Source organism: Algoriphagus limi (assembly GCF_024919275.1).
GTDB classification, from domain to species: Bacteria; Bacteroidota; Bacteroidia; order Cytophagales; family Cyclobacteriaceae; genus Algoriphagus; species Algoriphagus limi.
This window is the reverse complement of record NZ_JANWGH010000002.1, coordinates 800281-823809: the sequence shown is the minus strand read 5'-3', so window position 1 is coordinate 823809 and position 23529 is coordinate 800281. Positions and strand designations below refer to the sequence as shown.

The 23529-nt window shown below is 41.6% G+C and carries 19 protein-coding genes; 6 read left to right on the top strand and 13 right to left on the bottom strand.

The genetic code is table 11. From position 1 onward, the window contains the following. The first annotated feature begins 27 nt into the window (after nucleotides 1–27). Nucleotides 28–1155: an amidohydrolase gene (locus NY014_RS11985; protein WP_259414819.1), complete on the top strand. Its 1128-nt coding sequence runs from the start codon at nucleotides 28–30 to the stop codon at nucleotides 1153–1155. An 82-nt stretch (nucleotides 1156–1237) separates the two neighbouring features. Here NY014_RS11985 and NY014_RS11980 read toward each other — a convergent pair whose 3' ends face one another. Together NY014_RS11980 and NY014_RS11975 are read right to left on the bottom strand one after the other, a co-directional pair. Beyond that, nucleotides 1238–3583, bottom strand: coding sequence for a M1 family metallopeptidase (locus NY014_RS11980; protein WP_435520634.1), 2346 nt, complete (start codon nucleotides 3581–3583; stop codon nucleotides 1238–1240). A 7-nt stretch (nucleotides 3584–3590) separates the two neighbouring features. After that, nucleotides 3591–4172: a HupE/UreJ family protein gene (locus tag NY014_RS11975; protein ID WP_259414817.1), complete on the bottom strand. Its 582-nt coding sequence runs from the start codon at nucleotides 4170–4172 to the stop codon at nucleotides 3591–3593. A gap of 81 nt (nucleotides 4173–4253) precedes the next feature. Between NY014_RS11975 and NY014_RS11970 the strand changes: the two genes are divergently transcribed. Then, nucleotides 4254–4751 carry a DUF6702 family protein gene (locus NY014_RS11970; RefSeq protein WP_259414816.1) on the top strand — a complete coding sequence of 166 codons (498 nt, stop codon included), beginning with the start codon at nucleotides 4254–4256 and terminating at the stop codon, nucleotides 4749–4751. A 49-nt stretch (nucleotides 4752–4800) separates the two neighbouring features. Here NY014_RS11970 and NY014_RS11965 read toward each other — a convergent pair whose 3' ends face one another. From NY014_RS11965 to NY014_RS11955, 3 genes are all read right to left on the bottom strand, one after another. After that, nucleotides 4801–6291: a RagB/SusD family nutrient uptake outer membrane protein gene (locus NY014_RS11965; RefSeq protein ID WP_259414815.1), complete on the bottom strand. Its 1491-nt coding sequence runs from the start codon at nucleotides 6289–6291 to the stop codon at nucleotides 4801–4803. 12 nt (nucleotides 6292–6303) lie between these two features. Continuing rightward, nucleotides 6304–9441 carry a SusC/RagA family TonB-linked outer membrane protein gene (locus tag NY014_RS11960; protein WP_259414814.1) on the bottom strand — a complete coding sequence of 1046 codons (3138 nt, stop codon included), beginning with the start codon at nucleotides 9439–9441 and terminating at the stop codon, nucleotides 6304–6306. Nucleotides 9442–9924: 483 nt separating this feature from the next. Then, nucleotides 9925–10473: a 2'-5' RNA ligase family protein gene (locus tag NY014_RS11955; protein WP_259414813.1), complete on the bottom strand. Its 549-nt coding sequence runs from the start codon at nucleotides 10471–10473 to the stop codon at nucleotides 9925–9927. A gap of 103 nt (nucleotides 10474–10576) precedes the next feature. Here NY014_RS11955 and NY014_RS11950 point away from each other — a divergent pair, with 103 nt between their 5' ends. Further along, nucleotides 10577–11491 (top strand): universal stress protein, encoded by a 915-nt coding sequence (locus tag NY014_RS11950; RefSeq protein ID WP_259414812.1) that lies wholly within the window; start codon nucleotides 10577–10579, stop codon nucleotides 11489–11491. Here NY014_RS11950 and NY014_RS11945 read toward each other — a convergent pair. Both NY014_RS11945 and NY014_RS11940 read right to left on the bottom strand, forming a co-directional pair. Continuing rightward, nucleotides 11488–12405: a class I SAM-dependent methyltransferase gene (locus NY014_RS11945; RefSeq protein WP_259414811.1), complete on the bottom strand. Its 918-nt coding sequence runs from the start codon at nucleotides 12403–12405 to the stop codon at nucleotides 11488–11490. The genes NY014_RS11950 and NY014_RS11945 overlap by 4 nt on opposite strands. Before the next feature lie 3 nt (nucleotides 12406–12408). After that, nucleotides 12409–13779 (bottom strand): exopolysaccharide biosynthesis polyprenyl glycosylphosphotransferase, encoded by a 1371-nt coding sequence (locus NY014_RS11940; protein ID WP_259414810.1) that lies wholly within the window; start codon nucleotides 13777–13779, stop codon nucleotides 12409–12411. A gap of 151 nt (nucleotides 13780–13930) precedes the next feature. On the opposite strand from NY014_RS11940, the gene NY014_RS11935 reads away from it, so the two are divergent. After that, a complete protein-coding gene (locus NY014_RS11935; RefSeq protein ID WP_259414809.1) occupies nucleotides 13931–14605 on the top strand; it encodes a class I SAM-dependent methyltransferase in 675 nt (224 codons plus the stop codon). Here NY014_RS11935 and NY014_RS11930 read toward each other — a convergent pair. The 4 genes from NY014_RS11930 to NY014_RS11915 form a co-directional block, all read right to left on the bottom strand. Further along, a complete protein-coding gene (locus NY014_RS11930; RefSeq protein ID WP_259414808.1) occupies nucleotides 14602–15390 on the bottom strand; it encodes a DUF3050 domain-containing protein in 789 nt (262 codons plus the stop codon). The two genes, NY014_RS11935 and NY014_RS11930, sit on opposite strands and share 4 nt — an antisense overlap. 83 nt (nucleotides 15391–15473) lie before the next feature. Then, nucleotides 15474–17264: an ABC transporter ATP-binding protein gene (locus NY014_RS11925; RefSeq protein WP_259414807.1), complete on the bottom strand. Its 1791-nt coding sequence runs from the start codon at nucleotides 17262–17264 to the stop codon at nucleotides 15474–15476. Between the two features lie 81 nt (nucleotides 17265–17345). After that, nucleotides 17346–18461 carry an N-methyl-L-tryptophan oxidase gene (solA, locus tag NY014_RS11920; protein WP_259414806.1) on the bottom strand — a complete coding sequence of 372 codons (1116 nt, stop codon included), beginning with the start codon at nucleotides 18459–18461 and terminating at the stop codon, nucleotides 17346–17348. A 12-nt stretch (nucleotides 18462–18473) separates the two neighbouring features. Next, nucleotides 18474–19067 (bottom strand): hypothetical protein, encoded by a 594-nt coding sequence (locus NY014_RS11915; protein ID WP_259414805.1) that lies wholly within the window; start codon nucleotides 19065–19067, stop codon nucleotides 18474–18476. Between the two features lie 156 nt (nucleotides 19068–19223). Here NY014_RS11915 and NY014_RS11910 point away from each other — a divergent pair, with 156 nt between their 5' ends. Then, nucleotides 19224–20426: a tetratricopeptide repeat protein gene (locus tag NY014_RS11910; protein ID WP_259414804.1), complete on the top strand. Its 1203-nt coding sequence runs from the start codon at nucleotides 19224–19226 to the stop codon at nucleotides 20424–20426. On the opposite strand, the gene NY014_RS11905 is transcribed toward NY014_RS11910, so the two are convergent. Together NY014_RS11905 and rbfA are read right to left on the bottom strand one after the other, a co-directional pair. Continuing rightward, the gene (locus tag NY014_RS11905) at nucleotides 20423–21649 is read right to left on the bottom strand and encodes an FtsX-like permease family protein (protein WP_259414803.1); all 1227 of its coding nucleotides are present in this window, start codon (nucleotides 21647–21649) and stop codon (nucleotides 20423–20425) included. The genes NY014_RS11910 and NY014_RS11905 overlap by 4 nt on opposite strands. 12 nt (nucleotides 21650–21661) lie before the next feature. After that, on the bottom strand, nucleotides 21662–22042 hold the full coding sequence (rbfA, locus tag NY014_RS11900) for a 30S ribosome-binding factor RbfA (protein ID WP_259414802.1): 381 nt from the start codon (nucleotides 22040–22042) through the stop codon (nucleotides 21662–21664). A gap of 82 nt (nucleotides 22043–22124) precedes the next feature. Between rbfA and NY014_RS11895 the strand changes: the two genes are divergently transcribed. After that, nucleotides 22125–23513, top strand: coding sequence for a hypothetical protein (locus NY014_RS11895; RefSeq protein WP_259414801.1), 1389 nt, complete (start codon nucleotides 22125–22127; stop codon nucleotides 23511–23513). Nucleotides 23514–23529 lie beyond the last annotated feature (16 nt).

Below are 23529 nucleotides of genomic sequence, written 5' to 3'. Positions count from 1 at the left end.
AAATTCGATAAGCCCCACCTTTCCTCCATGAACTCGCTGACCCAACTTCGACATACACTCCACCAACATCCGGAAATCGCAGGAGAAGAGCGTCAAACCGCCCAGCGAATTCTGGATTTTTTCAAGCCTTTAAAGCCAGATGAGACAATAGAAGAATTGGGTGGAACAGGCCTAGCTTTCATTTTCAAAGGAAAAAAACCCGGTAAACGCCTGCTTTTCCGATGTGAACTGGACGCCTTACCCATACAGGAAAAAGGCAATCCTAGCTACCAAAGCACTGTCTCTGGAAAGGCTCACCTCTGCGGTCACGATGGACACATGGCTATTATCTGTGGCTTGGGAGAAAAACTATCCCAAAACCGCCCCGAATCCGGGGAAGTGGTCTTGCTTTTCCAACCCACCGAAGAGACCGGTGAGGGAGCCAAACGCGTATTGGAAGATCCACGATTTGAGGAAATCCGACCGGATTTTGCTTTTGCACTGCACAATCTACCTGGATTTCCCTTGCATCAGATCATTACCCGAAAAGGAACCTTTGCCGCAGGAAGCACAGGAATGACCATTCATTTCTCAGGAAAAACCTCCCATGCCGCTCATCCTGAAGACGGGCGTAATCCCTCAGAAGCCATTTCCAAATTGATTTTGACATTGCCTGAAATACGAAAAAACATTTCAGGATTTTGTTTGGCTACCGTCATCCATATTCAGATCGGGAGTTTGGCTTTTGGCACCAGTGCAGGTCAAGGCAGTGTGAGTTTGACCCTTCGGGCTTTTGATCAAGGAAACCTGGAACTGCTGATTCAAAAAGTAGAAGAAAAGGCCCAAGAGCTTGCTGCTGCAGATAAGCTTGAATTAGAAATCGAATTTCTAGAAAGTTTTGCCGTTTCCAAAAATGACCCTCATGCCGCAAACCTGGCAGAACTAGCTTTTGAGGATTTAGGTTTAGACGTAATTGAAAATGCCGAACCTTTTCGCTGGTCAGAGGATTTTGGACTATTTAGTCAAAGCTGTCCCTCTTACCTATTTGGTTTGGGTGCAGGGGAAAACTGCCCCCAACTGCATGAACCGACCTATGATTTCCCGGATGAATTGATTGAGACGGGGGTGAGGGTTTTTGAAAGGATAATTAAAAAAGAAACCCTCCAAGGAAATTGAATTCCTTGAAGGGCTCCAACAAACATCTTAACCGTTGTGAGTAGCCTGTCCGCCTTAGGCGGATCTCACTCACAAATTAAAATTATTTTTTCTTGCTTTGAGCTCGCTTCATCGGATTGTCACCGAAAGAAGCTCCCCTAGCTCCACCTCTACCCTTAAATAACTCAAAACGAGATGGCTGATATTGTCTAGGCCAATAATTGCTGCTTTCGTCGATATCGGCAGTTTCCCGATACGGATCAAGCACAAACTGAACCACCTCTTTTTTCTTAGCAAATACCTTGGTCACTTCGGTTTCATTCAGTTTCCATATTTCAGCAGGAATCCGCTCGATCTCCGAAGTGCCATCGGCATATTGGAATTCGATAATCAACGGCATCACCAAGCCACCCACATTTTCGAAGGTAAGCTCATAGAAGTTCATGTCTGAATTCAACAACTCCTTCTCTTTCGGAGAAAGGCTTGCCATAAATCGCTTGTATTCCTCCTCATCCTCAGGCATAATTTCAAATCGATCGTAGCTATTGTAAAAATCACGAGTAGCTGGATTTGCTTCTACCACGGTCTGAGGAACATCGTTTCGGTTGAATTCCTTCGAGATGTAGCTTTCTTCACGCTCGAATTCAGCCTTTTCAGCAGCCTTCTTCTCGGCAGGAGTCCGATTATCCAATTTGAACCATTTCACATCCTGAATCGCAATATCCACAGGCTCAGTACCGAAGAACCATCCTCTCCAGAACCAATCCAAATCAACTGCAGAAGCATCTTCCAAGGTTCGGAACAAATCTTCAGGAGTTGGATGCTTAAACATCCATCGTCTTGCGTACTCTTTGAAAGCAAAGTCAAAAAGTTCTCGACCCATGACAGTTTCTCTAAGGATATTCAAAGCTGTTGCAGGCTTTGCATAGGCATTCGGTCCAAACTGAATGATATTTTCTGAATTGGTCATGATTGGCTCCAATAGATGCTTCTCGCTTCTCATGTAAGGCACAATCTTATGAGCAGGACCTCGGCGGGAAGGATAATTTCTATCCCATTCCTGCTCAGCCATAAATTGCATAAAAGTGTTCAAGCCTTCATCCATCCAAGTCCACTGTCGCTCGTCAGAGTTGACAATCATCGGGAAGAAGTTGTGACCCACCTCGTGGATAATCACCGAAATCATTCCGTATTTAACCGCTTCGGAGTAAGTTCCGTCTTTATCAGGACGTCCATAATTGAAGCAAATCATCGGGTATTCCATCCCATTGCTTGCCTCAACAGAGATAGCGGTTGGATATGGGTAATCGAACGTATGGGCAGAATAGGATTTGATGGTATGTGCTACCACTCTTGTTGAATACTGCTCCCAAAGTGGATTAGCTTCTTTGGCGTAGTAAGACATGGCCATCACATCTTTTCCACCTTGCTTGACAGCCATGGCGTCCCAGATGAATTTTCGAGAAGAGGTCCAGGCAAAATCACGGACATTCTCCGCTTTGAAAATCCAGGTTTTCTTTTCCTTTGATTTTCCCTTTTCCAATTTCTCAGCTTCCGCTTGGGTACGGATAATTACCGGATTGTCATAGGACTGCTTAGCTCTATTCCATCTTTCCAACTCAGTAGAAGAAAGTACTTCCTCTGGATTTTGAAGTACACCGGTAGCTCCCACCATATGGTCTGCTGGCACAGTGATTCGCACTTCATAATTTCCAAAAGTCAAAGCAAATTCTCCTCTTCCGAAGAACTGCTTGTTTTGCCAACCTTCGAAATCTGAATAGACTGCCATTCGAGGAAACCACTCTGCCATGGTGTAGAGATAGTTTCCATCCTCTGGGAAATATTCATACCCTGGTCGACCGGATATATAACTCATACGGTCAGTGATATTGAAAGACCAATCCACAGAGAAACTGAAGCTTTCTCCAGCCTTCAAAGGTTGAGGAAGGTCAATTCTCATCATGGTTTTGTTGACAGCAACTGGAAGTGGATTTCCATTCGTGTCCTTTACGTTCAAGACCTTGTATCCGAATTCCTCATTTTCCCAAAGAATGCCCTCTAATGTTCTCAAAGTCATCCGGGAGTTGATGGAGCTTTCAGCAACTTTAGGTGCATCAGATTCAGGACCCCGCTGATTTTCTTCCAACTGAACCCAGAGATAGGTCAAGACATCAGGTGAATTGTTGATGTAGGTGACTGTCTCCGAGCCTTTGATGGATTGATTGTCATCATTCAATTCCACATCAATCACATAGTTGGCTTGCTGCTGCCAATACATATGTCCAGGAGCACCAGAAGCGGTACGATAGACATTGGGTGAGCGGAGCATGGTACCTAGCTGCTCAAAGCGCTCGGCATGGTTTTGCTCTGATCTACGAGCCTGAGCCCAAGTTTCCACTGAAACAAGTACCAAGACTACAAGAGCTAATCCTATTTTTCTCATAATCATTTATTTATTACCAAAATTTCGTTCCTAACATAAGCGTCAATGCAATTCCAAATACACTGGACGCAATGACTAAAGTCCAATCCCGTCTATTGACTCCGGCTATCCCCACCAAAATTCCTGTAACAGTCAAGAAAATGGCCACAATGACCAATTGACCAACTTCCAGTCCAATATTAAATGCCAATAAGGGTTTCCAGATGATCGCTTCTTTTCCCAATAATTCTCTCAGATAATTAGAGAATCCAAGTCCATGGATCAGTCCAAAGAACAAAGCGAGCACATAATTTAACTGGATATTTTTTCCAGTAGAAGGCTTTGGTTTAAGAATGGTTAAAAAAGCGGTGATAGCTATAGTAACAGGGATCAAAAACTCGATGATATCCGTTCGAACCTGAATGACCTTGAAGGTTGCCAAGGCAAGGGTCAGCGAGTGACCTATGGTAAATGCAGTCACCAAAATCACAATCTTACGCCAATCTCGCGGTATGTATAGGGCGCATAAAGCGAGGACAAATAGAATATGATCGTAACCCTGAATATCTAGAATATGCTGAATCCCGATGCGGAAATAAAGCTCAAATGAATTCATATCTGAATAAATACCTCAATTGAAGTAAATTGCGGCAATAATACAGGTTTATTCCCACATATAGTACCCATAATCTTCCAAATGCTACAGATTTACACATCGATACTGACACTAGGATGGATGGTTTTAAGCCACCCATTTTTTATTTCCTTGACCGAAATCAGACAAAACTCCAACTCCAAGCGATTGGAGATTGCTACCAAAATCTTTTGGGATGATCTGGAGGTTGGCTTAGGCAATTTTCATGATGAAAAAATCGATTTTCTCAATCCTGAAAATCCCGAAAAACTAGAAGAACAAATCGCCGCTTATTTCCATCAAAAAATTCAATTTTGGGTAGACGGGAAAGAAGTGAATTGGAGTCTTCTTGGATTTGAAATTGAAGAAGATGCGGCTTGGTTTTATTTGGAATCAGAACCTGTGGAATTTTCCGGAAAATTCAAGGTTAAAAACTCCGTCCTTATGGAGGATTTTTCTACCCAACAGAACATCATCCACATTTATGAGGGAAATAGTAGAAGTCCCAAAAGCATGCTTTTGACCAAGGGAAATGAGTGGGATGAAATGAGTCTTAAATGAAAAAACCCGATGAAATTCATCGGGTTTTCTATTTAAATCAATCTAAACCTTATGAAGGGTTTTGAACCATATTTTCGTTTGCGTTCAATTCAGAGATAGGAATTTTGAACTGCCAGTTGTTTGTACCTGCAGGCTCATCAAACTTAGAGTTGATCACGGTAGCAACATGGTTAGCACCGTTTCTATCCAAAGGCAAGTTCAAACGCTTCAAATCGTAGAATCTGAAACCTTCACCCCAAAGCTCGATTCGACGCTGAATCATGATCTCTTCGATCAAAGCCGCACCGGTGTTGGAAGTCAAAGTGTACTCAGGGTCACGCTGAGAAGCAAACTCAAACAATACTTGAGCAGCCTGAGAATCATTACCAGATCTTGCCAAAGCTTCAGCTTCGATCAAGTACATCTCAGCAGCTCTCATGTAAGGCACGTCACCTACTGAAGAAGCATTACCTTGAGCAACAAACTTACGGTTCATGTAGTCACGCTTCGCAAAAGAGCTCAAAGTCACCTCATCGATGAACGGATCTCTCAAAGCAGGATCAGATGCATTTGGATCCCAAAGACCTTTTCTGTAGTCTGTATCAGAGATCATGTCATACAACTTGCTGCTTATCGCTTTAGGATTACCCCGTATGTTTGTTGAACTGAAGTTCAAGGATACATATGCAAAGTAAGATGCAAAGAAGGTCTGCTGATCGTCAATTTGACGGCTTCCCCAGATCCACTCCTGATTGTCAACATTGTTGAATCCTTCATATAGCTGAGTTTCTGACATCAAATCATAGCCTTCTCTAGCCAATTTAGCTTGAGCAGCTGCTACTGCGTAGTTACCTTGAGTCAAAGCAACACGAGCTTTAATACCTCTAGCAACATTGATGTTGATGTGAGACTTCGCATTTCTGCTTTCGTCCAACAAAGCAATCGCAGCATCCAAATCTGCATTGATTTGAGTATAAACTTCTTCTACAGTGTTTCTAGCGCCACCTTCAGTGATTGGTTCCAATACGATTGGCACACCCAATTGGCTATTGCCTCCACCTGCATTGTAACGCTGAGCGAACAATTGAACCAAGTTGAAGTGAGCCCAAGCACGATAAGCCAAAGCTTGACCTTTGATCTCATCTTTTTCAGTCTGTGGTCCTTCTGCATTGTCGATATTGGCAATGATCATATTCGCATTACCAATAATCTTGTAGTAGAATCTCCACACAAAACGTACGTCACCACTGTTTTCATTGATATGGTTTAACCATCTAGAGATGGAAACAAACCATCCATTGGCGATACCTGTCATCACGTAATCATCGCCTAATGCTTCTCGCATAATCATCACACCCCCTTCACCAGGCTGACCTTGAGAGTCATAACGGATAAACATGGATCTGTGAATACCATTCAATGCAGTCATCGCATTTTGCGTAGTTGTAAAGACCGCATTCTCTGATACCGCATCCGTAGGAAGGGTATCCAAATAGTCCTCAGCGCAACCAAAACTTAGGATTGCTCCGAGCAAGAATATTTTACTTAATAATTTCTTCATGGTTTTGGTAGATTACAATTGGACATTAACACCTAGCGTGAACGTTCTTGCCGGCGTAAAGGTGTTGGAAGTCGTACCGCTGAACGTACCAGAAACGTACATTCCACTTCTTGAAGACAACCATCCTAGGTTTTCACCTGCCAAATAAACTGTTGCACCTCTCATCTTCCATCTTTCCAAAAGGGTTCTAGGGAAGGTATACGAAAGGTTTACAGACCTTAGGTTCAAATAAGAAGCATCCGTCAACCATCTGTCAGAAGCAACGTTTGTCTGCGCAGCACCAGTCACGTCCATTTTAGGAACGTCAGTGATGTCACCAGGCTGCTGCCATCTGTTCAAGATATCTACGTGTGCAGCTCCACCGTCAGGATCAGCAGCCATCAAGCCTGCATAGATTCCATCATAAATGTCACCACCTACTGCAAAGCTCACCAATACGTTCAAGGAGAATCCTTTGTAAGAGAACGTGTTGGACAAACCTCCGAAGAAGTCAGGAATTGCATTACCTGCGAAGTGGAAACGAGCATTTTGGAAGTTAGTGGTCAATGTATCCTGACCAACAATACGAGTAGAAGTATCATCCTCATCGTATTCTGCAGCACGATATAGACCTTCACCAGTTTCTGAATCTACACCATACCAGTCTCTCAACCAGAAGTCATAGATAGAACGACCTACCACATATTTCTTAGTACCTACGATTTGCTCATCGAAAGGCAATTCTTTGAACTCGTTTTTGAAGGTAGACATGTTCAAGTTGGCATTCCATCGGAAGTCGCCAGAACGAACCAAATCACCACCAATGTTGAATTCAATACCAGTGTTTGCCATGGTTCCGATATTCTGGAAACGGCTATTAAGACCAGTAGTTAAAGACAAAGGAACTTCGAAAAGCAAGTTGCTTGACTCCCTGTTGAAGTATTCGATAGTACCTGAGAATCTGTTTCCGAAGGCAAAATCCAAACCTAGGTCATAGGTATTGTTGGATTCCCACTGCAAATCCAACGCAGAAAGGGAAGCTTGCAAAATACCTGGCTCAGAAGCGTTGTTGAAGCCAAGGTCATAAAGTGCCTGCCATGGATAGAAACCACCAACAGAATTGTTACCAACTTCACCGTAAGAAGCTCTCAATTTCAACAACTGGAAGAAGTTAGAATTGAAGAAGTCTTCCTGATCAATAGACCAAGCTGCACCCACAGAGAAGAAAGTACCCCATCTTACATCTTGGTAGAATCTGGAAGAACCATCTGTTCTCCAAGAAGCAGAGAAGGAATATTTGTCATCGTATACGTAGTTCACTCGAGACAGGTAAGACTCAATTCGGTCTCTGTCTAGACGACCTGTTGCAGAGTTAATAGTTACGAAGTTGTCAGGCTCGATATTTCCAGCTAGGATTTGATCCTGCTTAGAAATAAACTGACGATTTACTTGGTAATCATAGTTTTCATGACCTGCCAAAACTTCTACGAAGTGCTTCTCATTGAATGTATTGGTATAGGTCAAGAGTTGGTTGAAAGTCAAAGAGTTGATTCTAATATTTTCTCTTCGAGTTCTACCTGCTGGTGCACCATCACCTACGATAGTATTATCATATCCAATATTCAATAGGGATGTGATATCTGTAGCAATATTGGTTCTGAAAGTGAAGTTCTTCAAGAATTTTGCCTCAACATAAGCACGAGAAGAAATCACGTCTCTGTCAAATCGATCAATGTTCAACAAAGTCTCCTGAACTACGTGACGGCCAGGATATGCACCTGCACCTCTTCTTGGAAGACCTAGTTCTTCCAAATCACCCAAGTCAAAGATTTTGTTTCCGAATTCATCTAAGATAAATCCACCTGTCTGCATATTCTGAGCATAAACAGGATAGATAGGACCCATGGATCGAGCAGTAAAGAATGGGTTCACAAACGAGCTACTTCCACCATCTCTTGCATTGTTTCCTTCACTCAAAGTAGCAGAAAGGTTGATACCAGTTTTCAACCAGTCGGTAGCTTGCGTATTTACATTCAAACGTCCAGTGAATCTCTCGATATCAGACTGAATGATGAAACCTTTCTCATTCAAATAGTTGAAAGAGGTATAGAAGTCCGTCTTACCAGCTCCACCAGAGTAGGTCAAGTTATATTCTTTGCGGTCACCCATACGCTGCAATTCATCAAACCAGTCAAGGCCTTGGAAATTATTCACAGCATTTGGGTTCAACGTACCATCCAATCCTACAATTTGATCATTAGGAACATTGTATACATTGTATCCAAGGATGTCGATCAAATTATTGGAAGCAAAAGCAGCTGCATCAGCAGGGCTAGCACCGTTTCCTAGCTGGGAGTTTTTCAACGATTCCCAAACCAATGGATAATACTGATCTGCATTTACACGGTCATATTCTGGAAGCGCTCTACCAGATACACCTTGCTGCATTCTCAAGTTGAAAGTTGGCTTGTTCTTGTTACCAGTCTTAGTGGTAATCATTACCACACCGTTAGCAGCACGAGAACCGTAAAGAGCGGCAGAAGAAGCATCTTTCAAGATGGTCATATCTTCAATGTCCTCTGGGTTCAAGTTGGAAAGGTCTCCATCATAAGGAACACCATCCACTACATAAAGAGGAGCAGAAGATGAGTTTACGGAACCGATACCACGGATACGTACAGCAGGCGTAGAACCTGGCTGACCTGAAGCAGAAGTGGTGATTACACCCGGCGCTTGACCTTCGATAGCGTTCACCACGTTATTAATAGGACGATTAGCGATTTGATCACCTTTCAATGCTACAGCAGAACCGGTAAAGTTTCCTTTATCCACTGTACCACCATAAGCGGTAATAATCACTTCTTCCAAGTTTTGGGAATCTTCCTGCATTACCACATTTACTTCACTGCGGTTGCCGATCAATTCCTCTACACTTCTGTAACCGATATAGCTGAAGACCAACGTTGTAGCACCTTCAGGTACTAACAAAGAGAACCTTCCATCTAAATCCGTCACGACCCCAATGGTCGTACCCTTAACAAGGACATTCACACCGATCAAACCATCTGGTTCATCTGGTGCCGTCACTCTACCTGTGATGGTTCTGTTCTGTGCCATGACCGACATTGCCGTCATAAACACCAACACAAAACCCAGTAAAATTTTCTTCATAGGTTTAGTTTTAAATAGATGATTTATTTTCAATAGGATAAATCACGAGGTAAATTCGAAAAAGAGCAAATTTTGCTATCAGTGCTCATTCTGCCTCATTTTGAAATAAAATTTGGCAAATATTAAAATATTGAAATAATAGCCCGTCAGCTAGATGTCCGAACACTGTCCGAACACTGTCCACCTACTTCTTTTGGGCTTTTAAAAGATTTTTTCAATACAAAATTTTGAAAAAGATTAACTATTTTAATTTTTATTTTAATTCTTGGAAAAGTTCAATTAATAGATTTATGATTTTTTAGATTTGAAAAAGAAATTTTATTTTGAAAAAATGATTAACTAGGAATTTTTTGAAATAAAATTTTGCTCCTGTCCGATATTGAAAATATAATGCTCGAAACTTTTTAGTTCCTTTCCTGATTTTGTCGAAATTAAATTTTTATAAGATTTTTTAATAAAAGGAAAAAAATTGATTTGATAGGCTCAGTTTTTTAGCAAAATCTCAGTTTTTGGCGTCCAAACCCCATTTTGATGCTTTAAAAGAAAGAAGCCGTTCACTTCGAATTTTGCTTCTAATCCTTGTTCCTTGACCCTTTTAAAAACTGAATCAAATTGCAGCTTTTTCACATCGCGAAAAGCAACCGTCATATGTGGGTGAAAACTCAGATCACTCAATTCATCTTTCAAATTGAGATTTCGCTTACAGAATATCCTCAATGCTTTTTGCATCTCAAACAACTCATCTCCCGCATGGATATCTAAAAAAATCACACGGCCCCGGAATTGATCTGTCCCTTTTACTTCCAATGGAAAAGGTCCAATATTGGCTGCGAATGAATTCAATAAGCCAACCATCCGATCCTCTTTTAATTCATTATATAAAAAAGGCATCCGAATCGTGATGTGTGGAGGAGATTTCAAGGCATATTTTATCCCAAACTCCTCCCGAAGTTTTAACTTCAATTCATGGACTTGTTGAAGAAAATCCGGAGGCGGTAAGATTGCCAAAAAATATTTTTGTAATTGTGTCATCTGATTAATCTTCCAATTAGACCCTGATTAAGGCAAAATCGTAAAAACTATTTAATAAACTCGATCATTATTTTAAATTAAGACTCTCAAACGACATCGCGCTATGAAATTTTTCCCAAAAATTATGATTGGATTGGATTTGACCGAGATGGATGACATCCTGATCGAGAAAACCAAAATATTCTTGAAGTTTTTAGGTGTTGAGAAGTGCTATTTTGTTCACGTAGCCCAAAACTTGGCGATCCCTGATGAAGTACTCCGTCAATACCCTGACTTATTGGCTCCCGGTGATGAATCCATCGAAGCCTTGATTGAGGATAAAGTCAAGCAGCACAACTTCCCTGAAAATATCGAGATAGAAATTTTTGCAGAAGAAGGTGATCATCCTTTGGAAACCTTTCTTCGATGGGCCCGAATCAAAAATGTGGACTTGATCATCATGGGCCGCAAAGATACCTTGATAGGAAATGGAGTACTTGCAAATGGAGTAGCTAAAAAAGCTCCTTGCTCTGTCATGCTGCTTCAGGAAAAGAGACCTCCTGGACTACCGAAGCGCATCATGGTTCCTACGGATTTTTCAAATCACAACCATTTGATTTATGACTTTGGAGAAAGAATAGCCGATGAATTGGGAGCGGAACTGATTCCAGTTCATATGTATCACGTCCCAGCAGGCTATTCTAAAACCGGGAAATCATTTGAGGAATTTGCAGAAATCATGAAAAACAATGCCGAGCATGATTATGAAAAATTCGTGTCCCAGCATAATCATCCTGAACTCAAATGCGACTTCGTCCTCAATGATGGGGAAAACCCAGGCGATCTCATCATGAATGAAGCCCATAAATTAGATGCGGATATGATAATCATGGGTTCTAGAGGTCGCTCAAAATCAGCCGCTGTGCTCCTAGGAAGCACAGCCGAAAAAATGATTGAAGCCAACAATTCCTTGCCAATGATCATTTTCAAGAAAAAGGGAGAAACCTTAGGATTCTTTGAAGCCTTGCTTCGAATCTAATCTTTGCGCTCCAAAAAGAAACAGACCTGATCGCCTTTGCCCTCCTGATTATATCGGAGGGCTTTTTCATTTAATTGAGCTAGTTCTTCCTTCGAAAATTGTCCAGCATAACTTTTCTCCACCAAATTCAACCTTCTTTCGTACAGCATTGATCCCCAAAACTGGAAGCCTGTTGAATCAAAAAGAACCTCCTTCAGGCGAAACCCACTTTTTGAAACCAAGGCTTCAAACCCTTCCAAACTAGGAATGATCAAATGACGCGGTGCATCCAACTGAACCCAATTCGTCCCAAACTCTTTCCAAGCCTCGCAATTCGCCAACGGCGTACGGATTAATAACCTTCCCCCAGGTTTAAGCGAATCATAGCATTTTTGCAATTCTTCCACTGGATCGTGCAAGTGCTCAAAAGAATGGTGCATCATAATCACATCAAACTTTTGGTCAACTTCCTCCAGCTTGCTTTTGATAAGCTTAAGACCAGGTGCTATCAAAGAGGATTCCTTCAAAAAAGGATCTATTCCAGTCAAATTTCTAAATCCTCCCGCATGCAACTCATACAGCAATTGCCCATTGCCACAGCCGACATCGGCAATTGCATCATCAAAGCTCCGATAAATTCGCTTTAACCAATAGCCATAGGAGGGACTTTTCCAGGATATACCCCACTTTAAAAACATTCGCATGCGAAGCTTTTTAAGGAAAAGCCGAAAGGAATCCGATTGAACTAATGGCAAAAAAGAATAATAACCTTCCGAGGGATAGTAGGGACTTAAATCTTCTGGAACTTCTTTGATCTGTAAGGAATGGCAGGAAAGACACTCTTGGTAAACAAAGGCTTCACCCAGGCCAAGCATTTTTTCATGAGCAATAAATTCACGAAGCTTTTTCCCTCCACAAAATTTACAGAAACTCATGAATTAATAGGCATTTTCACGGTTGAAGAGCAACTCATGAACCGTCTTGACCATAATGCCCATATCCAACAAGAAAGACCAATTATTGATATAAAAATAATCCAAACGAACGCGTGAGCGAATTTGATGTGGATTTTCAATTTCTCCTCGATACCCTCTAACCTGAGCCAAACCGGTAATCCCCGGACGGATTTTGTGCCGTGAATTATAGCGATCGATTTGCTTCTTAAAAGTCTGATTCATTGGAATGGTATGCGGTCGTGGCCCCACAATAGACATATCCCCCAGGAGTACATTGATGAACTGAGGCATTTCATCCAAAGAGGTGGTGCGAAGGAAAGAGCCAATGCGCGTAACCCGAGGATCGCCTTTGACGGCCTGTACAGTATCCGCATAATCATTCGGGGTCATGGATCTAAACTTCAGACAATTGAAGACTCGATTGTTTACCCCGTTTCGTTTTTGGATAAAAAAGACAGGTCCTCTTGATTCAATCTTAATTAGCAAACCTACCAACGGAATCAACCAAGAAAGAATAAATACTATTACCAAACTGGCAAAAACCACGTCAAAAGCTCGCTTAGCAAAGCTGTTGAAAGCATTGTCCAGTGGAATCTCATTGACATTGATTACAAAGAAATCACCGTAGCGGGAGAAGGAAAGATTCTTCTCCAACTGCAAAGATCCACCAGGGATCATTTTGACTTTGATGTAATTCTCATCCGCAAAATCAATCACTTTCCGAACTAATCCCGGCTCAAGCTGCTCATGAATGTAAATGAGATCCAAGTCCAAGTTTGGTGCTTGCTCAAAAAAATCATGGATATCACCTCGGGTTTGTTTGCAATCAGAGAGGTTATCAAAGTATCCTAGAAAATTGATTCCAAAATCCTTTCGGATTCGAAATACATCAGCCAGTTTGGGACTAGTCCCTCCTTTTCCTACGATTACTGCGTTTCGGTAATTATTCCCTTTGGAACGATAAGAGCGGAGCATCATATGCACTCCCACTCGGTAACTACCCATCAAAACCAGCATTCCCAAACCCAAGGCTAGAACCGGAAATACCTGAAGATTTGGAGTATTAAATGGGATCCACAAGACAGCTGTGGCTCCTACAAACCAAAGAACAGTCCCTAAAAGATGTTTGAGTGTTTGGCTATATTCATCAGTTCGACCGATTTTATAGTCTTTCCGAAGCAATACAATAAAAATCCAAAGGATAGAAAGGGGCAAAAGCGCCTCAACTCCAACTCCGGAAAAAATTCCAAATTCCTGAAGTAGCAGGTTGCAAAACAACAATGCTACCCATGAAGCAAGAATGTCACTGACTGTAAATAGCCAAGGAAAATATTTATCAAATCTGCGCTTCATAAAAATCCGATCAAACAATCTGTCCGTTACAAAAATCAGGCTAAGCTACTCATTCAAAGGCTTATCTCGATTTCAAATCCAAAATTAAGAAAAGAATCGTCAAGCATGCTTACTTTTGACACTAAATTCTGAATCACTGTTATTTTTGGCAATGACGAGTTTTCTCTCAAAAATTTTCGCTTCCTCTGACGACCCAGACTCTTTGGGTGCAAGTTTTCGTAAAAAAAGACTGGCCTACTTTGAGTCTCTTTTTTTCAAAAACTTCGATCCGGGAAAACCTGTCCGAATCTTGGATGTAGGAGGAACGGCCTATTTCTGGGAATCAAGCAAATTGATAGAATATCCTACGATTGAGATTACTTTACTGAATCTTCATTTAGAAAAAAGCGAGCTTCCAAACATAAAAGGAGCAAAAGGAGACGCTACTGCTATGCCCGAATTTGGTAAAGGTGAATTCGATCTGGTATTTTCCAATTCGGTGATAGAGCACCTTTATACTTGGGAAAATCAACAGAAAATGGCGCAAGAAATCCAACGGGTGGGGAAAAAATATTACGTCCAAACTCCCAATCGCTATTTTCCGATTGAAGCGCATTATGCCCTTCCCTTCGCGCAGTATTGGCCTAAAAATCTACTCCTCCAAACCTTGACAAAAACGCCCTTAAGCCGATTTCAAAAGTGGGATTTGAAAGCAGCAAAGCAATATATTGACGAAATCAGGCTTTTGGATGAAAAAGAAATGAAGGAGTTATTTCCTCAAGGAAAGGTCTATCAAGAAAAATTTGGAGGGATGACGAAATCCATCACCCTCCACAATCTCGATTAATTAGCAAAAGCCGTCTTTTGGGTTAAAATCTCACGATTGATTCCATCCCAAAGGATTTTTCGAGCTGCTAAAGCTTCTCTTGCTGCCACGATTGCTTCTTCTAAATGAGTCTCTGTTTCCAATAGCATTCCCACCATTCTCCAAGCTAATGGCCCATGCTCCTCTTCATCCAAATGAATGTGGCGATCAAAATAATAAGCCAAAGTCTTTAGCTCTTCAGGTTGATCTTTTACTAGCTCGTCAACAAGTTTTCTAAACAAATCAGGAATCAAATCCTCTCTACCCAAAGTAAAGGATGATGCGATTTCATGAGCTTCGCCGAATAGGGCGGTTTGGTAATTTACCCGAAGAAATTTCCGCACAAAATCTGGCAGATTACATTGGTTCATGGACTCCTCCAAACTATATCCAGATGCGAGCATCTTGGTCAGTCGGTTAATTGGCTCTAGGGACGCTCCTGCTTCTTGCATCGCTCGAAGGTATAGTTCAAAATGACTGCAATAACCTCCCAAACCATCTTCATCACTTTCCTCAGCTAAGACGATATCGTTGATCAATCTGGCGGCCATTGGGTCAGATGCAGGTAACCAAGGCAATGACATCCCAGTCAGCCGATGCTGCAGAGCTTTTAGTAAGCTCATAAAATCCCAAACAGCAAAAACATGATATTCCATGAAGATCCGAAAATCCTCCAGGCTTTGTAGATTATTGTAAAGTGGATGATTCAATAACTCCTCCCTTTCCTTCCTTACGGAAGAAATTAGAGCATCTAATAAATGGTCCATTTTTCAGAAATTTTTAACAGAAACAGAAGGATCAACCACTTTGTTGAAAATTATTTATTGAAAAAAATAATGGTTGATTTGATTTAATGATCGGCAAATTGAAGACGAACCAAATTGGAGTAAAATCCATCTTCTTTATCCGCCAATTCATAATGGTTTCCCTCCTCTACAATCTTTCCGTCGCTAAGCACATAGATTCGATCTACCTTTCGGATTGTTGCCAATCGATGGGCAATAATAATAGTGGTCCTTCCTTTCATCAACTCATCCAAAGCCTCCTGAACCAAAGCTTCTGACTCGGCATCCAAAGAAGAAGTCGCTTCATCCAAGACTAACAAACTTGGATCTTTTAAAATTGCGCGGGCAATGGCTACACGCTGTCGCTGACCTCCGGAAAGCTTCACTCCACGCTCCCCAACCAAAGTATCCAAACCTTCCGGGAATTGAGAAATAAACTGCCAAGCATTTGCTTTTTGAGCGGCTTCAATGATTTCTTTTTCAGTGGCATTTGGTTTCGCGTAAGCAATATTCTCACGGATACTTCCACCAAACAATAAAACCTCCTGAGGTACTATACCGATGTGCTTTCGTAACTCTTCAAGGTCCCAATCCGAAAGCGACAAGCCATTCACAAGAATTTCACCCTTTTCAATATCATAGAATCGGAGAAGCAACTGGATAATGGTGGACTTTCCGGCTCCAGAATGCCCAACAAGCGCCACTTTTTCTCCAGGTTTGATTTGCAAGGAAAGAGATTTTAGGACCTCCACTTCAGGTCGAGTAGGGTAATGAAAACTCACCTGAGAAAAAACTATAGCTCCCAATCCTTCCGAAATTGTACTTCCGCTGGATTTTTCCTCTTTTTCATCCAAAATCTCCAGAACCCGCTCAGAACTACCTATGGCTTTTTGAATTTGGCTGTAAATGTCCCCCAAACCCGCTATGGACCCACCAATGAAGGTGGTGTAAAGGACAAAGGAAACCAATTCTCCAACGCTCATCTCTCCTGAGGAAACTAAGCTGGCGCCATACCACATGACCGCTACAATTCCTCCAAAAAGAGCAAAAATGATAAAGGAAATAAATGCTCCGCGGAATTTTGCTGTTCGAAGGGCTACCTTCACCACATTCCCCAATCCACTGGAATACCGAGACGATTCATACTTTTCGCCAACAAAAGACTTCACTGTCGTAATAGACTGCAAAGTCTCCTCTACGATGACATTGGCATTGGCTAGTTCATCTTGAGTTTTCTTACTGAGCTGACGAATAAATCGACCGAAAACCATGGCCAAGAGAACCAAAACCGGAAAGGTCCCCAGCATAAAAAGCGTCAACTTTGGAGTCGTAAAAACCAAAAACCCTATTCCCGCCAACAGGGTAACTACCTGACGGAATAACTCAGCCAAAGTCACTGAAAAAGCATCCTGAAGCAAGCTCACATCCGAAGTGATTCTTGAAATAAGCTCTCCTGTTCGACGCTTATCAAAAAAGGCCATTGGAAGATGCAGCATTCGATCGTAAAGAGCTGTCCGGATATCCCGCATAGATCGCTCAGAAACCTGGGCAAAAAGCCAAACCCTGAAAAAGGAGAAGATACTCTGAACTGCCAAAATGCCTATTAAAATCAAGGCGATGGAATTGATATCATTGACGATCCATTCTGAACCTTGAGCGGTGTCAATTAACTTACCTGCAACATAAGGAAAGGTCAGAAGGGTCAGGGATGAAAAAAGCAAAAAGACCAAACCCAGAAAAAAGTAACCCTTGTAAGGAAGCATAAAGTGGAATATCCCACTCAGCTTTTGGAAGTTCTTTTTATTCAACTTTCGTTTTTCGTGCTCTTCCAGTGCGCCTCCTCGTTTCTTTGCCATTACTTTGGATTAATCTAGCCGCAAAAATAGCCTTTTAAATTTAAAATTGGGATTATTCGAAGAAAGAGGATAAGCTTACAATCAATCCACCATTAACTCTGATGCCAGTTGCTCGCCTAGTGCACTTGCATGTTTGAAACCATGTCCTGAACAGGCAGAAACTAATAAAACACGTTCCATTTCGGGGTGCGTTTTTATTACAAACTTGGCATCTTCAGTAACTGTGTAAAAACAAACCTCGCTCCGTTCTATTTCTGGAAGCAGCCCGTGGAACTTTCCTTCAATTTTATCTTTCAAAAACAGATCTTGTTCCTCCTTGTTGACTGTCCTATCCAAAAAGCTCGGATGAGGAATTTCCTCAAACTGCTCGGTAGCAAGCTTAACTGTCTTACCATCCAAGCTTGGAAATCCATATAAAAAGTCTGTAGGCTCTGCCCCATATCCCCACATAAATACGGGCTTGACAGATTCCATAGGACTTCCCTTTTTAAGTTTCACCCAATGCAGAACCTGACGGCAAATTTTAAATTTTGGCTTTTCATTTTCTCCTAGAAAATCCTTCACCCATCCTCCTACCGAAATCAGGACTTTTTTGGCCCGGATGGTTTCTTCTCGAAGTTGGATTTCTACCCAGCCTTCCCGCTGTCGAATAGCCTGAACAGGTTGATGAACGCGAATCTTAGCTCCATTTTTGGCAGCCAAATCCAGCTGAGTTCTGATAATTTTTTCTGGAAAAACATAGCCGGCGGAAGGTTCATAGTATGCTCTTCCCTTGGAACCGGTTTCAAAAGCAGGGAATTTTTCCTTAAGCTCCTTTTGGTTCAGAATTTCATGCGGAACTGATTCTGAATTGGCGTAATCACAAGTCTTATCAAAAAAACTTGAACCTCCGTATTTGACCCAAGGCTGCTCACCGGATTCGATTAAAATCCCACCTACCTGTCGAAAAAGATCCTCTTTGGTAAGTTCTTCCAATTCTCTCCAAATTTGTTGAGAACGCTTGGCCAATTGAACATATTCCTGTCCTTCTCCTACTGCCAATCGAGTGATACGAGTTTCTCCATGAGATGAACCCATAGAATGAGGCGGATCAAATCGATCTATGCCGAGAACACTCTCCCCTTTTTGGGACAAAAAATAAAGTGCTGCAGAGCCTACAGCACCAAGTCCTACAACCGCATAGTCTACTTCGAGCATGACTTCTAATTCTTATGACTTGCCCATTTGAGCATCTATGAGCTCTCTCTTTAGCTTTCGCTCTCGTTCCAAGGTGTTTTTGCGATGCTGCTCAAACTCTTCCTGCAAATCCGTCAAATCTTTTTCAGCACGCTTGATTTTGGAGAAGCTTCGGAAATATTTGAAGGAGAAAAACGCAAGAGCAACAGCTAATGCAGCGACTAAAACCCACATAAACGTGGAGTAAACAGCTTTGTGAATCCCAATTCCCAAAAAGGAAAAATTGTCCTTGGCCGCGATAGCTTCCTGCTTTTCTTCTTCTGTTTGAGCCAAAACCTGTTGAATCGATCGGATGGAGTCTTGTCTACTCTGAACTTCCTGCTTCATCTCCAAGACTTCGCCACGCATGGTTTGGATGGAGTCCAAGATATTGGATTTCAATTGATCCAAATAGCTTCTACGAACTACCTTATATTCCTGATAATTATTGGAAACGCGATATAAGTATTCAAATTGGGAATCGATGGTGCCAGACTGAAGCGATCCCTGCTCAGAGGATTCCTGTGCGAAAAGGGTGCCTGTCAACAAGAAAAAGCAGACTAGCAGACTACCTTTAAGACTTCTCATGATTAAGTTAGTTTTTGGGGTTGGACTGCAGCATTCAATAAATATGCCTAAGGGCAAATTTAACCCGATTTTTTAAGGATTTTATCCAAACTCTTGGCCAATCTCATCCAAGAGCCTTTGACAGTTTTTATATAAATTCAAGCTTTATTCAAATCAATGCGCATCCTTTGCCTTTTAGTTTTATTAGTTGGAATTCCTATTCCCTTTGCATCAGCTCAAATCACTTCTGACAAGAATGATTTTGAAAAGGCATTGGAGGCCTATGAAAGCGAAGATTATGAGCAGGCATTCTTCCTAATTGATCAATGGATCAAAGATCATCCAACGGATGCCACTGCTTATTGGTACCAAGGTCAGATTTATGAAAAGTTTCCAGGGGAAAATGAGCCGTTTGCCTTAGAGTACTATAACCAAGCAATTTTTCACAATCCTGAAATAGCTTCATTCTTTTTTAGTAGGGGAAGATTGCTCTTGAAAATGGAACGTTTTGGAGAGGCCGCTGAAGATTTCAAGACCTTTCTCCGTCTTCCCAAAGGAGAAACAACCCAGATCATTTACAGGAAAAACGCTACTGAAGGTGGAGTTTCAGGGATTTTTACTGAGCAATCCGAAAATCTGACCCCTGTCTTCTATCATTTAGGCCTCTGCTATATGGGGATGAAACAGTATGAGGAAGCCCTCAATTATTTCAACCAGGCTATAAAAGGCAAAGCTGAAGCTGACTATTTTGCTGAAAAGGGGTTTGCCCTTTGGAAATTAAATAAAAACGAAGAAGCCGAAAAGGCCTTAATCCATGCATTAGAAATTAGTCCAGAGCATTTTATAGCTAAGGAAAGATTGGCTTTGATTCAGGGAAAGGATATTACAGAGCTGCAAGAACCCTATGATTTAGCAATTAAAAACAAACCTGAAGATCCGCAAGTATGGAAAAAACGAGGCTACTTTTTTCTAAATCAAGGAAAACTGGATGAGGCAAAACAAGATTTAGAAAAGGCTGTAGAACTCAACCCCCAAGACCCTGAGTCTTGGCTTTATTTAGGAACAGTCTTCAATAGGGAAGAGCTTCATAAACAAGCCGAAAACTATTTTTCAGAAGGCCTTTTTCAAGACGAAAGAAACCCTGAGCTTTTATTAGCAAGAGGCCAAGCCCGATATCAATTAGGTAACTTAGAAGGAGCTATGGCAGACTTTATTCAGTTAATAGCTGTTGATCCAGCACTACCAACTGCTTATTATCATCGGGGAATAACTTTGCTAAGGATGGATCGAAAATCTGAAGCATGTCAAAACTTAAAATTAGCGGCGGATTGGGGTATGGAGGCCTCCCAACAGGCTTGGGAAAAAGCCTGCCAAAATTAAAGCTCTTTAGTAGTCTCTACCCGAGAAGCTATCCAGGCCGGACGCCAGGAAGCAATTAAGGTGATCAGAATAACCGCAACACTAATCCACAAAAAATCTGTCCAAATCATCCTTACAGGATAAGATTCTACAACTGCTGAGGCAATACCAAGCGAAACCAAACCATAACTTTCCTGAAGCCAAACGACCAAAAAACCCAAGACCAATCCCACCAAAGCACCGCTTATTGATATCATTCCTCCTTGCTTTAAAAATATAGCACGAATCAACGCGTCCTTTGCCCCAATTGCTTTCAAAATGGCGATGTCTTTTTTCTTTTCTATGGCCAACATGCTCAGGGAAAAGAAAATATTAAAGGAGGCTATTGCCAAAATAAATGTAAGGGTGAGGAAAACGAAAAGCTTTTCCAATTTGACAGTTCGAAGCAGGTCCGCATGTTGCTCATCAGTATTCTTTACTGAAAAATCCGATCCCAAGTGAGCTTTTAGATTTCTCTGAACTTCCTGAACACTATAACCATCCGCCACCTTGATCTCCAAAGAAGTTCTTCGAGATCCGTAATTCAACAACTCCTTGGTGAAATTTAAAGGAGCTATGACATACTCATCATCAAACTGCCGCTCAACCGAGAAAAAGGCGACCGGTTCTAGAGAAGCAGAGGAATATAATTGGTTGGGATTTAAAGTTGCTGCGCTTCGTGGAGCTCTTGGGTAATAAACTTTGAGTGGAACATTGATATCCTTGAGATTGACAGAGAGAAAAAATCCCACTCCCCGACCCATTATAGCTCCAGGTCTCAAATCTGTCCCCAAGGTGGTGTCTCCCCAAAAATACCCTTGGGAAAAACGCTCCTGTTCCAGAAAATTATCGGATACTCCCTTGATTGTAGCGACGAGTTGATTTCCATTGTAATCAAAAAGAGCATGGTCTTCAATTACCTCGGTCAATACAGCTACTCCTTCCACTTCCCGAATGTCATTCAACCAATCCGTGGAAGCCTCAAAGCTTTTCCCCATCACTGCCTCCACTTTCAATTCAGCATCGAAGCTAGCAAACAACCCCCGGATCAAATCCTCTAGACCATTAAATACCGACATGACAATGACCAAAGCCATTGTCCCGACTGCCACTCCAATCATGGAAATAGTCGACAGTACAGTAATGAAATTTCGTTTCTTCTTACTGCGGAAATAACGGCCTGCTATGAAATAGCTTAAGTTCAAAAGGGAAAGGCTTTAATTATCTTCTTCTTCATCTTCTTCCGTAGCCGGAGGGATATCCAAATTCGAAATTACCTGATCCATATGCTGTGCATAGGCAGCAGAATCGTCCGGGAAAAATGCCAATTCGGGAATGATACGAACAGATTTTCCGATTCGCTTGGCCAAATAATGCCTGATTTCTTTCTTATGCTCCTGAATCAATTCGTAGATCGCTTGAGAATCTGCCAGCAAAAAACTCAGGTAAACCTTTGCCACACTGAGATCCGGGCTTACAAAAACCCGTGTAACAGTTATCATGGCTTTCCCAACCAAATGTTTTGCTTCCTTTTGGAAAATCTCTCCAAGCTCCTTCTGCAGGAGTTTTGCATGTTTTTGTTGTCTTTTGCTTTCCATTTGAAGTATTTATGGTACAAATTTAGCGAAATACTTGGGCAAGCTTTAATTTCGGCCTCAAGCCTAAACAGATCCACTCAACTTGTTTCAATTTTTCAAAGTAAACGATCCTTTTCGAATCATTGGTGTAGCCTTTTTCCTACTCCTTTGGACCGTATTGTATTTGTTCTTTTCAAATGACGTCCTAACCAAAACCCAATTAGGTTGGATGGTTTTAGGAGAACGCCTTTCTGATGGGTTTTTGCTTTATGAAGAAATCCTCGATGATACCGCCCCACTTTCCGCTGGAATTTTCATGTGGATTGATCGGCTTTTCGGAAGAAGCCTTTTGGTATATGAAATACTGGGACGTCTACTCATCATTTTTCAGGTAATCCTTTGGAACCGTACGATGATTCGGTATCGTGTGTTTTCAGAAAACACCTATTTGCCGGCTATCATTCTGCTTTCTCTTTTCCATATGAGCTTTGATATGCTCAGCTTGAGTCCAGCGCTGCTAGGGAGTACTTTTTTGATTTTGGCGCTTTCGCAGCTTTTTTCTCAAACAGTTTTGCAGAAAGAAAGTAGTGAGTCAACGCTATTGATTGGGATATATGGGGGTCTAGCTACAGGGTTTCACGCAATTTATGTCTTGTTTCTACCATTTTTGATAGTGGTTGGAATCGCTATCAGTGGCTTTTCATTCCGACAATTGATGCTTTCCCTGACCGGTTACTTTCTTCCGATTTTACTGATCTCCGTCTATTATTTCTGGATGGATGGTTTGGAAAGTTATATTGAAATCTGGCCTCTGTTCTTAAAATCAAATGCTTACCTATACCAACCTCTTGAATGGATTGGGGTTCTTTTAGCTTTTCCGCTTCTCCTAGCTTTCCTGGGTTATTTTATCGGTTCTTTAGCCTCATCCGCCACTATCAACCAACAAAAGCAACGGCAAATTATGATCTTTTGGTTGCTTTTTGCTGGAGCCTCGCTGTTCTTCTCAAAACGCCAAGCAACTTACCAACTCGTCATATTGCTTCCTGTTTTAAGCTACCTCATCACTAGATTCTTATTGGTGATTCAGCGAAAAATCATCATCCAATTAAGCTTCTTTGCCTTGGTGGTCTTACTTCCGCTAGTCAGTTGGCAGTTTTTTGGAAATAATGATGTGGTGCAGGAAAATTATAGAGTACAAGAATATAAAGGCTCCCTCCCAGCAGAAAAGTCCATCCTAATTTTAGGAGATGAAATGGGAGCGTATTTGAACCATAGACTTGGCGGACCATTCTTGAATTATCACCTGAGCAAGGTTTACTTGGATCAAGAAAAAGATCTCAGTCAACGGGCTCACTTATTTGAGCTTATCCATTCCCAGCAGCCTCAAATCGTCCTAGATCCAAACGGAGACTTTAGCAGATTATTAGATCAATACCCTGAGTTGAAGAGAAATTACCGTCGGTCTTCGATGGGAGTTTTTGAGTGGGAATAATCCAAAACTTAATTAA

Coding starts and splice junctions, on each gene's coding strand:
- NY014_RS11950 (WP_259414812.1), top strand. CDS start 10,577: ATGAAATTTTTCCCAAAAATTATGATTGGATTGGATTTGACCGAGATG.
- NY014_RS11970 (WP_259414816.1), top strand. CDS start 4,254: ATGCTACAGATTTACACATCGATACTGACACTAGGATGGATGGTTTTA.
- NY014_RS11925 (WP_259414807.1), bottom strand. CDS start 17,264: ATGGCAAAGAAACGAGGAGGCGCACTGGAAGAGCACGAAAAACGAAAG.
- NY014_RS11910 (WP_259414804.1), top strand. CDS start 19,224: ATGCGCATCCTTTGCCTTTTAGTTTTATTAGTTGGAATTCCTATTCCC.
- NY014_RS11960 (WP_259414814.1), bottom strand. CDS start 9,441: ATGAAGAAAATTTTACTGGGTTTTGTGTTGGTGTTTATGACGGCAATG.
- rbfA (WP_259414802.1), bottom strand. CDS start 22,042: ATGGAAAGCAAAAGACAACAAAAACATGCAAAACTCCTGCAGAAGGAG.
- solA (WP_259414806.1), bottom strand. CDS start 18,461: ATGCTCGAAGTAGACTATGCGGTTGTAGGACTTGGTGCTGTAGGCTCT.
- NY014_RS11965 (WP_259414815.1), bottom strand. CDS start 6,291: ATGAAGAAATTATTAAGTAAAATATTCTTGCTCGGAGCAATCCTAAGT.
- NY014_RS11945 (WP_259414811.1), bottom strand. CDS start 12,405: ATGAGTTTCTGTAAATTTTGTGGAGGGAAAAAGCTTCGTGAATTTATT.
- NY014_RS11915 (WP_259414805.1), bottom strand. CDS start 19,067: ATGAGAAGTCTTAAAGGTAGTCTGCTAGTCTGCTTTTTCTTGTTGACA.
- NY014_RS11980 (WP_435520634.1), bottom strand. CDS start 3,583: ATGATTATGAGAAAAATAGGATTAGCTCTTGTAGTCTTGGTACTTGTT.
- NY014_RS11955 (WP_259414813.1), bottom strand. CDS start 10,473: ATGACACAATTACAAAAATATTTTTTGGCAATCTTACCGCCTCCGGAT.
- NY014_RS11985 (WP_259414819.1), top strand. CDS start 28: ATGAACTCGCTGACCCAACTTCGACATACACTCCACCAACATCCGGAA.
- NY014_RS11975 (WP_259414817.1), bottom strand. CDS start 4,172: ATGAATTCATTTGAGCTTTATTTCCGCATCGGGATTCAGCATATTCTA.
- NY014_RS11940 (WP_259414810.1), bottom strand. CDS start 13,779: ATGAAGCGCAGATTTGATAAATATTTTCCTTGGCTATTTACAGTCAGT.
- NY014_RS11930 (WP_259414808.1), bottom strand. CDS start 15,390: ATGGACCATTTATTAGATGCTCTAATTTCTTCCGTAAGGAAGGAAAGG.
- NY014_RS11935 (WP_259414809.1), top strand. CDS start 13,931: ATGACGAGTTTTCTCTCAAAAATTTTCGCTTCCTCTGACGACCCAGAC.